The 9094-nt window shown below is 64.9% G+C and carries 16 protein-coding genes and 1 pseudogene; all 17 read left to right on the top strand.

What is annotated here, in order from left to right:
- The first annotated feature begins 3 nt into the window (after nucleotides 1-3).
- The 17 genes and pseudogenes from tuf (at nucleotide 4) to rpsN (ending at nucleotide 9085) form a co-directional block, all read left to right on the top strand.
- Nucleotides 4-1194, top strand: a complete 1191-nt coding sequence (gene tuf, locus ASF52_RS09965; protein ID WP_056171356.1) for an elongation factor Tu — start codon at nucleotides 4-6, stop codon at nucleotides 1192-1194.
- Nucleotides 1193-1294 (top strand): annotated as a pseudogene (locus ASF52_RS23465) (EF-Tu/IF-2/RF-3 family GTPase); the annotation flags it as partial. The gene tuf and the pseudogene ASF52_RS23465, both read left to right, overlap by 2 nt.
- Nucleotides 1295-1382: 88 nt before the next feature.
- Complete coding sequence (gene rpsJ, locus ASF52_RS09960; protein WP_018044230.1) at nucleotides 1383-1691, top strand: 30S ribosomal protein S10; 309 nt, start codon at nucleotides 1383-1385, stop codon at nucleotides 1689-1691.
- 50 nt (nucleotides 1692-1741) lie between these two features.
- Nucleotides 1742-2479, top strand: a complete 738-nt coding sequence (rplC, locus tag ASF52_RS09955; protein ID WP_056171354.1) for a 50S ribosomal protein L3 — start codon at nucleotides 1742-1744, stop codon at nucleotides 2477-2479.
- Complete coding sequence (gene rplD, locus ASF52_RS09950; protein WP_056171353.1) at nucleotides 2479-3099, top strand: 50S ribosomal protein L4; 621 nt, start codon at nucleotides 2479-2481, stop codon at nucleotides 3097-3099. The genes rplC and rplD overlap by 1 nt, the downstream gene beginning before the upstream one ends.
- A complete protein-coding gene (locus ASF52_RS09945; protein ID WP_056091577.1) occupies nucleotides 3096-3392 on the top strand; it encodes a 50S ribosomal protein L23 in 297 nt (98 codons plus the stop codon). The genes rplD and ASF52_RS09945 overlap by 4 nt, the downstream gene beginning before the upstream one ends.
- A gap of 27 nt (nucleotides 3393-3419) precedes the next feature.
- Entirely contained in the window at nucleotides 3420-4256 is an 837-nt protein-coding gene (rplB, locus tag ASF52_RS09940; RefSeq protein WP_056171350.1) for a 50S ribosomal protein L2, read from the top strand.
- A gap of 5 nt (nucleotides 4257-4261) precedes the next feature.
- Complete coding sequence (gene rpsS / locus ASF52_RS09935) at nucleotides 4262-4540, top strand: 30S ribosomal protein S19 (protein WP_056091583.1); 279 nt, start codon at nucleotides 4262-4264, stop codon at nucleotides 4538-4540.
- A gap of 2 nt (nucleotides 4541-4542) precedes the next feature.
- On the top strand, nucleotides 4543-4929 hold the full coding sequence (gene rplV / locus ASF52_RS09930) for a 50S ribosomal protein L22 (protein ID WP_056091586.1): 387 nt from the start codon (nucleotides 4543-4545) through the stop codon (nucleotides 4927-4929).
- A gap of 10 nt (nucleotides 4930-4939) precedes the next feature.
- Nucleotides 4940-5680, top strand: coding sequence for a 30S ribosomal protein S3 (gene rpsC / locus ASF52_RS09925; RefSeq protein WP_055949284.1), 741 nt, complete (start codon nucleotides 4940-4942; stop codon nucleotides 5678-5680).
- A gap of 48 nt (nucleotides 5681-5728) precedes the next feature.
- Complete coding sequence (rplP, locus tag ASF52_RS09920) at nucleotides 5729-6142, top strand: 50S ribosomal protein L16 (protein ID WP_055949287.1); 414 nt, start codon at nucleotides 5729-5731, stop codon at nucleotides 6140-6142.
- Nucleotides 6143-6154: 12 nt separating this feature from the next.
- Entirely contained in the window at nucleotides 6155-6370 is a 216-nt protein-coding gene (gene rpmC, locus ASF52_RS09915) for a 50S ribosomal protein L29 (RefSeq protein ID WP_056171348.1), read from the top strand.
- Nucleotides 6371-6380: 10 nt separating this feature from the next.
- Nucleotides 6381-6641, top strand: coding sequence for a 30S ribosomal protein S17 (rpsQ, locus tag ASF52_RS09910; RefSeq protein WP_056171346.1), 261 nt, complete (start codon nucleotides 6381-6383; stop codon nucleotides 6639-6641).
- Between the two features lie 857 nt (nucleotides 6642-7498).
- Nucleotides 7499-7867, top strand: a complete 369-nt coding sequence (gene rplN, locus ASF52_RS09905) for a 50S ribosomal protein L14 (RefSeq protein WP_055949294.1) — start codon at nucleotides 7499-7501, stop codon at nucleotides 7865-7867.
- On the top strand, nucleotides 7867-8181 hold the full coding sequence (gene rplX / locus ASF52_RS09900) for a 50S ribosomal protein L24 (protein WP_056171344.1): 315 nt from the start codon (nucleotides 7867-7869) through the stop codon (nucleotides 8179-8181). Before rplN ends, rplX begins: the two co-directional genes overlap by 1 nt.
- A complete protein-coding gene (rplE, locus tag ASF52_RS09895) occupies nucleotides 8174-8740 on the top strand; it encodes a 50S ribosomal protein L5 (RefSeq protein WP_056171342.1) in 567 nt (188 codons plus the stop codon). The genes rplX and rplE overlap by 8 nt, the downstream gene beginning before the upstream one ends.
- Nucleotides 8741-8779: 39 nt before the next feature.
- Nucleotides 8780-9085 (top strand): 30S ribosomal protein S14, encoded by a 306-nt coding sequence (gene rpsN, locus ASF52_RS09890; protein WP_056171340.1) that lies wholly within the window; start codon nucleotides 8780-8782, stop codon nucleotides 9083-9085.
- Nucleotides 9086-9094: the final 9 nt, after the last annotated feature.

Here is a 9094-nt window from a genome sequence, read left to right as displayed (position 1 = left end):
ACGATGGCCAAAGAGAAATTCGCTCGTACGAAGCCGCACTGCAACATTGGCACGATCGGTCACGTGGACCACGGCAAGACGTCGCTGACGGCGGCGATCACGAAGGTCCTGGCCGAGTCGGGCGGTGCGACGTTCACGGCCTACGACCAGATCGACAAGGCGCCGGAGGAGAAGGCCCGCGGCATCACGATCTCGACGGCGCACGTCGAGTACGAGACCGCCAACCGCCACTACGCCCACGTCGATTGCCCGGGCCACGCCGACTACGTGAAGAACATGATCACGGGTGCGGCGCAGATGGACGGCGCGATCCTGGTGGTGTCGGCCGCCGACGGCCCGATGCCGCAGACCCGCGAGCACATCCTGCTCGCCCGCCAGGTCGGCGTGCCGGCCCTGGTGGTGTTCCTCAACAAGGTCGACCTCGTCGACGACGAGGAGCTCCTCGAGCTCGTCGAGATGGAGGTGCGCGAGCTCCTCTCCAAGTACGACTTCCCCGGCGACGACATCCCGATCACCAAGGGTTCGGCCAAGGTGGCCCTCGACAACGGCGACAAGGCCGTCGGCCACGACGCCGTCATCGCCCTGATGAAGACCGTGGACGACTACATCCCGCAGCCGGAGCGTCCGATCGACAAGCCGTTCCTGATGCCCATCGAGGACGTGTTCTCGATCTCGGGCCGCGGCACGGTGGTGACGGGTCGCGTCGAGCGCGGCATCGTCAAGGTCGGCGAGACCGTGGAGATCGTGGGCATCCGCGACACCCAGACCACGACGGTCACGGGCGTCGAGATGTTCCGCAAGCTCCTCGACCAGGGCCAGGCCGGCGACAACGTCGGCGTGCTCCTGCGCGGCACCAAGCGCGAGGACGTCGAGCGCGGCCAGGTCGTGTGCAAGCCCGGCTCGGTCAAGCCCCACACCAAGTTCAAGGCCGAGGCCTACATCCTCACCAAGGAGGAGGGCGGCCGCCACACGCCGTTCTTCACCAACTACCGCCCGCAGTTCTACTTCCGCACCACGGACGTGACCGGCGTGTGCGTTCTCCCCGAGGGCACCGAGATGGTGATGCCCGGCGACAGCGTGACCATGGACGTCACCCTCATCGTGCCGGTGGCCATGGAAGAGAAGCTGCGCTTCGCCATCCGTGAAGGCGGCCGCACCGTCGGCGCAGGCGTCGTCGCCGCCATCAACGAGTAGTCTCATCGTGCCGGTGGCCATGGAAGAGAAGCTGCGCTTCGCCATCCGTGAAGGCGGCCGCACCGTCGGCGCAGGCGTCGTCGCCGCCATCAACGAGTAGTCTTCCGTCCCACGGTCACGTCTGCAGGGAACGACAGAGGGGCGGGTCCTCGCGCCCGCCCCGATATCGCCCCGCCAAGGTTTAGGTCATGAACGGTCAGAATATTCGTATCCGCCTCAAGGCGTTCGATCATCGGATCCTCGATGCATCGACCCGCGAGATCGTCTCGACGGCCAAGCGCACCGGTGCCACCATCCGTGGTCCGATCCCGCTACCGACGCATATCGAGAAGTTCACCGTCAACCGCTCGCCGCACATCGACAAGAAGTCGCGCGAGCAGTTCGAGATGCGCACCCACAAGCGCGTCCTCGATATCGTCGATCCGACGCCGCAGACCGTGGACGCGCTCATGAAGCTCGACCTCGCCGCCGGCGTGGACGTGGAGATCAAGCTCTAAGTCCCGCGGGGATTTAGAGCTTACCGTAAATCGCGCGAGGGGAGACACCTATGCGCTCAGGCGTCATTGCACAGAAGGTCGGCATGACCCGCATCTTTACGGATGCAGGCGAACATGTTCCGGTCACAGTGCTTAAAATCGATCAATGCCAGGTGGTTGCCCACCGTACCGTCGAGAAGAACGGTTACGTCGCCCTTCAGGTCGGCGTCGGCAAGGCCAAGGTGAAGAACGTGTCGGCTGCCGAGCGCGGCCGGTTCGCGGTCGCCAAGGTCGAGCCCAAGCAGAAGCTCGCCGAGTTCCGCGTGTCAGAAGACAAGCTGATCCCGGTCGGCGCCGAGATCACCGCCGACCATTTCATCCCGGGCCAGTTCGTCGACGTGACGGGCACCACCACGGGCAAGGGTTTCGCCGGTGGTATGAAGCGTTGGAACTTCGGTGGTCTGCGCGCGACCCACGGCGTGTCCGTGTCGCACCGCTCGATCGGTTCGACCGGTGGCCGTCAGGACCCCGGCAAGACCTTCAAGAACAAGAAGATGCCCGGTCACATGGGCGTCGATCGGGTGACCACCCAGAACCTGCGCGTCGTCCGCACGGACGTCGAGCGTGGCCTGATCCTGGTCGAGGGTGCGGTTCCCGGCGTCGCCGGCGGCTGGATCCAGATTCGCGACGCGGTGAAGCGCAAGCTCCCCGCGGACGTTCCGCAGCCTGGCAAGTTCCGTGAGCTCGGCGCTTCGCCCGTCTCCGACGCCCCGGCTCCCGAGGCTCCCGCTTCCGAGGAGAACGCGTGATGAAGCTCGATATCACCACCCTCGACGGCGCCGGAGCCGGCTCCGTCGAGCTCGACGAGACCATCTTCGGTCTCGAGCCCCGCGTGGACCTGCTCCAGCGCATGGTGCGCTGGCAGCTCGCCAAGCGTCAGGCCGGCACCCATGCGGTCAAGAACCGCTCGGACGTCAACCGGACCCGCAAGAAGCTGTACAAGCAGAAGGGCACCGGTAACGCTCGCCACGGCGCCGCCTCCGCTCCGCAGTTCCGCGGCGGTGGACGCGCCTTCGGACCGGTCGTGCGCTCCCATGCCCACGACCTGCCCAAGAAGGTCCGCGCCCTGGCCCTCAAGCATGCCCTTTCGGCGAAGGTGAAGGATTCGACCCTCATCGTCATCGACGACGTGAAGCTCGAGGACGGCAAGACCAAGAACCTCGCCGCCCGCTTCGAGAAGATGGGTCTGTCGAGCGCGCTGTTCATCAGCGGGTCCGAGGTTGACGTGAACTTCGGTCGCGCCGCCCGGAACATCCCGATGATCGACGTGCTTCCGATCCAGGGCATCAACGTCTACGACATCCTGCGTCGCGAAAAGCTCGTGCTGACGCGCGCAGCGATCGATGCGCTGGAGGCGCGTTTCAAATGAGTGCTGATCCGCGCCACTACGACATCATCGTCTCCCCGGTCATCACCGAGAAGGCGACGAACCTCACCGAACAGAACAAGGTCGTTTTCCGGGTTGCCCCGAAGGCGACGAAGCCGCAGATCAAGGAAGCGGTCGAGAAGCTGTTCGACGTCAAGGTGACGGGCGTGAACACGCTCGTGACCAAGGGCAAGAAGAAAATATTCCGCGGGCTTCGCGGACAGCGCTCGGACGTGAAAAAAGCGATCGTGACCCTCGCCGAGGGTGAGACGATCGATGTCACGACCGGCCTCTGAGACAAGTCGGGTTAAGGATTACCACCGATGGCCTTGAAGACATTCAAACCGGTCACGCCGAGCCTTCGCCAGCTCGTGCTCGTCGACCGCCGTGAGCTCTACAAGGGCAAGCCGGTCAAGAAGCTCACCGAGGGCAAGTCGTCGTCCGGCGGCCGCAACAACCTCGGCCGCATCACCGTCCGCTTCCGTGGCGGCGGTCACAAGCGCACCCTGCGCAACGTCGACTTCAAGCGTCGCGTTCAGATGGGTGTGAGCGCCACCGTCGAGCGGATCGAGTACGATCCGAACCGCACGGCGTTCATCGCGCTGATCGCCTTTCCGGACGGCACGCAGAGCTACATCATCGCGCCCCAGCGTCTCTCGCCGGGTGACAAGGTGATCGCGGCCGAGCAGGTCGACATCAAGCCGGGCAATGCCGGCCCCGTCGGCAACATGCCGGTCGGCACCATCGTCCACAACGTCGAGCTGAAGATCGGCAAAGGCGGCGCGATCGCCCGCTCCGCCGGCAACTACGCTCAGATCGTCGGGCGCGACCAGGGCTACGTCACCCTGCGCCTGAACTCGGGCGAGCAGCGCCTGGTCCACGGTCAGTGCTTCGCCAGCGTCGGCGCGGTGTCGAACCCGGACCATATGAACATCTCGCTCGGCAAGGCGGGTCGTAACCGCTGGCTCGGCAGGCGCCCGCACGTTCGTGGTGTCGCCATGAACCCGGTCGATCACCCGCACGGCGGCGGTGAGGGACGCACGTCCGGCGGCCGTAACCCGGTCACGCCCTGGGGCGTTCCCACGAAGGGGAAGAAGACCCGCTCGAACAAGCGGACCGACGTCTTCATCCTGTCCAGCCGTCACAACCGCAAGAAGTAACCATCATGGCACGCTCGCTCTGGAAGGGGCCGTTCATCGACGGCTACCTCCTCAAGAAGGCTGAGACCGCGCGCGGATCCAGCCGCAACGAAGTCATCAAGATCTGGAGCCGCCGCTCCACGATCCTGCCGCAGTTCGTCGGGCTCACCTTCGGTGTGCACAACGGGCAGAAGCACATCCCGGTCTACGTGTCCGAGGAAATGGTCGGTCATAAGTTCGGTGAATTCTCGCCGACCCGTACCTTCCACGGTCACGCAGCCGACAAGAAGTCGAAGAGGCGCTGATCATGGGCAAGCCCGCCACTCCCCGCGCGCTCCCCGAGAACGAGGCTCAGGCCGTCGCGCGCATGCTGCGCGTCAGCCCCCAGAAGCTCAATCTCGTCGCGCAGCTCATTCGCGGCAAGAAGGTCGAGTCGGCCCTCGCCGATCTCGAATTCTCCCGCAAGCGGATCGCCCGCGAGGTCAAGAAGTGCCTCGAGAGCGCCATCGCCAACGCCGAGAACAACCACAATCTGGACGTCGATGATCTCATCGTCGCCCAGGCGTTCGTCGGAAAGGCCCTCGTGCTCAAGCGCTTCCACGCTCGTGCCCGCGGCCGCGGCGCCCGCATCCTGAAGCCTTTCGCGAACCTCACCATCGTGGTGCGCGAAGTCCCGACCGCCGAAGCGGCGTGAGGAGGACCTGATGGGCCAGAAAGTCAATCCGATCGGTCTGCGGCTCGGTATCAACCGGACCTGGGACTCCCGCTGGTTCGCCCAGAAGGGTGAATACGCCAAGCTCATGCACGAGGACGTCGCGATCCGTGCCGCCCTCATGAAGCAGCTGAAGCAGGCTGCCGTCTCGAAGATCGTCATCGAGCGTCCGCACCGGAAATGCCGCGTCACCATCCACTCGGGTCGTCCGGGCGTGGTGATCGGCAAGAAGGGCGCGGACATCGAGAAGCTCCGCAAGCTCGTCGGCACCCTGACCAAGGCCGACGTGACGATCAACATCGTCGAGGTGCGCAAGCCCGAGATCGACGCCACCCTTGTGGCCGACTCGATCGCCCAGCAGCTCGAGCGCCGTGTCGCCTTCCGTCGCGCCATGAAGCGTGCCGTGCAGTCGGCCATGCGTCTCGGCGCCGAGGGCATCCGGATCAATTGCTCCGGTCGTCTCGGTGGTGCCGAGATCGCCCGCCAGGAGTGGTACCGCGAGGGCCGCGTTCCCCTGCATACCCTCCGGGCGGATGTCGATTACGGTGTCGCCACCGCCTTCACGACCTACGGGACGTGCGGGATCAAGGTCTGGGTGTTCAAGGGCGAGATCCTCGAGCACGACCCGATGGCACAGGATAAGAAGGCGCAGGAAGAGGGTGGCCGTTCGGGCGGCCGTCGCGAGCGCGATGGCGAGGGTGGCCGCGAGCGCGGCCGGCGCGAGCACGCCTAACGGCGTGTTCGTGACCCCGTCGCCCTAGAAAGGTGTTGAGAGGCTGCCATGTTGCAACCCAAGAAGACCAGGTTCCGTAAGCAGTTCAAGGGTCGCATCCACGGTGCGGCCAAGGGCGGCTTCGACCTCAACTTCGGGACCTTCGGCTTGAAGGCCGTCGAGCCCGAGCGCATCACCGCGCGGCAGATCGAGGCGGCCCGCCGCGCGATCACCCGCGAGATGAAGCGTCAGGGCCGCGTCTGGATCCGGATCTTCCCGGATGTTCCGGTCACGGCCAAGCCCACCGAAGTCCGCATGGGCTCCGGTAAGGGTGCTCCCGAATTCTGGGCTGCCCGCGTGCATCCCGGTCGTATCATGTTCGAAGTCGACGGCGTGGCCGAGGACGTCGCGAAGGAGGCCCTGCGCCTCGGCGCGGCCAAACTCCCGATCCGCACGCGCGTCGTTCAGCGCATCGCTGACTGAGGGGAGGGGATCATGAAGTCGTCACAGAGACAGTCGGATCTCGCCGCCCTGTCGCCCGATCAGCTGAGCGATGAGCTGCTGAACCTGAAGAAGGAGCAGTTCAACCTGCGCTTCCAGGGTGCCACCGGCCAGCTCGAGAACGTCGCGCGGGTCCGCGAAGTCCGCCGCGATATCGCCCGCGTCCGTACACTTCAGCGTCAGAAGACGCTGAAGTCCGCGCAGGCTTGAGGAGTACACCATGCCGAAGCGCGTATTGCAGGGCGTCGTCGTCAGCGACAAGGGCGAGAAGACCGTCGTCGTGAAGGTGGAGCGTCGCTTCACCCATCCGGTGATGAAGAAGACCGTCCGTCGTTCGAAGAACTATCACGCCCACGACGAAGGCAACGTGGCCAAGGTCGGCCAGACCGTGTCGATCGAGGAATGCCGTCCGTTCTCGAAGACCAAGACCTGGCAGCTGATCTCCGGCGCCGCGTCCGAGGTTCCCGCCGCCGAGGCGTGACCCCGTCGTCAGGACCGACCAAAAACGGGCGCAGGTTTCTGCGCCCGTTTTTTTGTGCCCGGCGGAGAGAGGGTTCCGCAACGGGATGCCTTGAACGCCTGCGTCGTCCGCACGAACCCGGGGATCCTCTCGGCCGTCCGAGACGGCGCCGGATCAGGGTGCCTCATATGGTTTCCGGCTGATCCGTTCGGTGACGCGGTGAAACGCGGGTCCTCACACCTTCCAGGAGAGGGAGCCAGTCGCGCCCGCTCGATCCGAGGTGATCGGGCGGACACCGTATCAAGCGCCGTCGTAGCGGCCGCGGCTGGCTTCTCCCGCTAAGCCACCTTCACCAATCGCCGGCCATGATGCTGCCGTAGGGCTCCACCGAATCGACGATGTCCGCGAGGCCGTGGTCGTGATCCGCGCCCGGACCGATACTGCGTCCTTGTAGGCGCCCGGTAGGCCGAACGCGGCTCGGACGCGATGTGACGAGCGAGCCGGGCGATGCGTTCGGCATCCGTGCAAACCCTCTCAGGGTCCGCGACCCACAGTGGATCCTGTTCGGGACGGTTGCTTCGGGTTCCTGGGCGTCCGGGTTCCGGCCACGGCATTGTGGATCGCCGGCGGGGCGGTTTCTCGGGCGGTTCCTGCGACGGGCCTTGCACCGGCAAGCCGGCTGATGTATTGGGCATGCCTTCGCGACAGTTGAGAGAGGTGCTCGCACCTTTCGAACGCGGTGACCGCGCCGGTGTGAAAGCACCGATAGCGCGGTTCGTCATATGAGCCGGGGACATCAGATCCCCCTCAGGCGTCGTCCGCCGGACAATACCGTCCGCGTGCGGAAACCCGCCTGAAACAAAGAAAGGTCACTGCCCGTGATCCAGATGCAGACGAATCTGGACGTCGCCGACAACTCGGGTGCACGCCGTGTGATGTGCATCAAGGTTCTGGGCGGGTCGAAGCGTAAATACGCCGGTGTCGGCGACATCATCGTGGTCTCGGTCAAGGAAGCGATTCCCCGGGGTCGCGTCAAGAAGGGCGACGTCATGAAGGCCGTCGTCGTGCGCACCGCCAAGGAAGTGAAGCGTCCCGACGGTTCGGTGATCCGCTTCGACAAGAACGCCGCCGTTCTGATCAACAATCAGAAAGAGCCGATCGGCACCCGCATCTTCGGACCGGTGCCGCGCGAGCTTCGCGCCCGCAACCACATGAAGATCATCTCGCTCGCGCCGGAGGTGCTGTAATGGCCGCTAAGGTCAAGAAGGGCGACACGGTCGTCGTTCTCAACGGTCGCGACAAGGGTCGCTCCGGCGAGGTCACCCAGGTGCTCCCCAAGGAAGACCGCGCCTTCGTGCGTGGCATCAACCTGGTCAAGAAGCATCAGAAGCAGACGCAGAACCAGGAAGGCGGCATCGTCTCCAAGGAAGCTGCGATCCAGCTCTCGAATCTCGCGTTGCAGGACGCGAACGGCAAGCCGACTCGCGTGGGTTTCCGCATCCTCGAAGACGGCCGCAAGGTTCGCTTCGCCAAGACCACGGGGGACCAGATCGATGGCTGAGAAGAACATTGACGGGTACGTCCCGCGCCTGCGCAAGCATTACGACGAAGTCGTTCGTCAGAAGCTGATCGAAGAGTTCGGCTACGCCAACCCGATGCAGGTGCCGACGATCTCCAAGATCGTCATCAACATGGGTGTCGGCGAGTCCACCGCTGATTCGAAGAAGGCCTCCGTCGCCGCCGGCGATCTGGCCCTCATCGCCGGTCAGAAGCCGGTCATCACCAAGGCCCGCAAGGCCATCGCGACCTTCAAGGTCCGCGAGGGCATGCCCATCGGCTGCAAGGTGACCCTGCGCCGCCAGCGCATGTACGAGTTCATGGACCGCCTCGTCACCATCGCGCTTCCCCGCGTGCGTGACTTCCGCGGCCTGAACCCCCGCTCGTTCGACGGCAACGGCAACTACGCGCTCGGCCTCAAGGAGCACCTCGTGTTCCCGGAGATCTCGTACGACAAGGCCGAGGCCACCTGGGGCATGGACATCGTCATCCAGACGACGGCCCGCACCGATGCTGAGGCGCGTGCGCTCCTCACGCAGTTCCGATTCCCGTTCCGGCAGTGAGGCCTGCTTAGGTCTCATACGCGGACACCGGAGAGAGAAATGGCAAAGAAAAGCTCCATCGAGAAGAACAAGCACCGCGAAGCGCTGGTCAAGCTCTATGCTCCCAAGCGCAAAGCCCTGCTGGCGACGGCGAACGATCAGTCCCTCGAAATGGAGGAGCGCTTCGAGGCGCGCCTCAAGCTCGCGGAACTGCCCCGCAATTCGTCGCCCACCCGCGTCCGCAACCGTTGCGGCATCACTGGCCGTCCGCGCGCCTTCTATCGCAAGATGGGCATCTCGCGCATCGCGCTGCGCGAACTCGGCAACCAGGGTCTGATCCCCGGTCTCGTCAAGTCGAGCTGGTAAGGAGCAACC

The organism is Methylobacterium sp. Leaf112 (assembly GCF_001423295.1).
Taxonomy (GTDB): domain Bacteria; phylum Pseudomonadota; class Alphaproteobacteria; order Rhizobiales; family Beijerinckiaceae; genus Methylobacterium.
This window is presented reverse-complemented; position numbering and strand designations above follow the sequence as displayed.

What these genes read in the sequence shown, in the direction of transcription:
- rpsJ (WP_018044230.1), top strand. Translation starts at nt 1,383, where the DNA reads ATGAACGGTCAGAATATTCGTATCCGCCTCAAGGCGTTCGATCATCGG.
- ASF52_RS09945 (WP_056091577.1), top strand. Translation starts at nt 3,096, where the DNA reads ATGAGTGCTGATCCGCGCCACTACGACATCATCGTCTCCCCGGTCATC.
- rplB (WP_056171350.1), top strand. Translation starts at nt 3,420, where the DNA reads ATGGCCTTGAAGACATTCAAACCGGTCACGCCGAGCCTTCGCCAGCTC.
- rpsQ (WP_056171346.1), top strand. Translation starts at nt 6,381, where the DNA reads ATGCCGAAGCGCGTATTGCAGGGCGTCGTCGTCAGCGACAAGGGCGAG.
- rplE (WP_056171342.1), top strand. Translation starts at nt 8,174, where the DNA reads ATGGCTGAGAAGAACATTGACGGGTACGTCCCGCGCCTGCGCAAGCAT.
- rplC (WP_056171354.1), top strand. Translation starts at nt 1,742, where the DNA reads ATGCGCTCAGGCGTCATTGCACAGAAGGTCGGCATGACCCGCATCTTT.
- rpsC (WP_055949284.1), top strand. Translation starts at nt 4,940, where the DNA reads ATGGGCCAGAAAGTCAATCCGATCGGTCTGCGGCTCGGTATCAACCGG.
- rpsS (WP_056091583.1), top strand. Translation starts at nt 4,262, where the DNA reads ATGGCACGCTCGCTCTGGAAGGGGCCGTTCATCGACGGCTACCTCCTC.
- rplD (WP_056171353.1), top strand. Translation starts at nt 2,479, where the DNA reads ATGAAGCTCGATATCACCACCCTCGACGGCGCCGGAGCCGGCTCCGTC.
- tuf (WP_056171356.1), top strand. Translation starts at nt 4, where the DNA reads ATGGCCAAAGAGAAATTCGCTCGTACGAAGCCGCACTGCAACATTGGC.
- rpmC (WP_056171348.1), top strand. Translation starts at nt 6,155, where the DNA reads ATGAAGTCGTCACAGAGACAGTCGGATCTCGCCGCCCTGTCGCCCGAT.
- rplX (WP_056171344.1), top strand. Translation starts at nt 7,867, where the DNA reads ATGGCCGCTAAGGTCAAGAAGGGCGACACGGTCGTCGTTCTCAACGGT.
- rpsN (WP_056171340.1), top strand. Translation starts at nt 8,780, where the DNA reads ATGGCAAAGAAAAGCTCCATCGAGAAGAACAAGCACCGCGAAGCGCTG.
- rplP (WP_055949287.1), top strand. Translation starts at nt 5,729, where the DNA reads ATGTTGCAACCCAAGAAGACCAGGTTCCGTAAGCAGTTCAAGGGTCGC.
- rplV (WP_056091586.1), top strand. Translation starts at nt 4,543, where the DNA reads ATGGGCAAGCCCGCCACTCCCCGCGCGCTCCCCGAGAACGAGGCTCAG.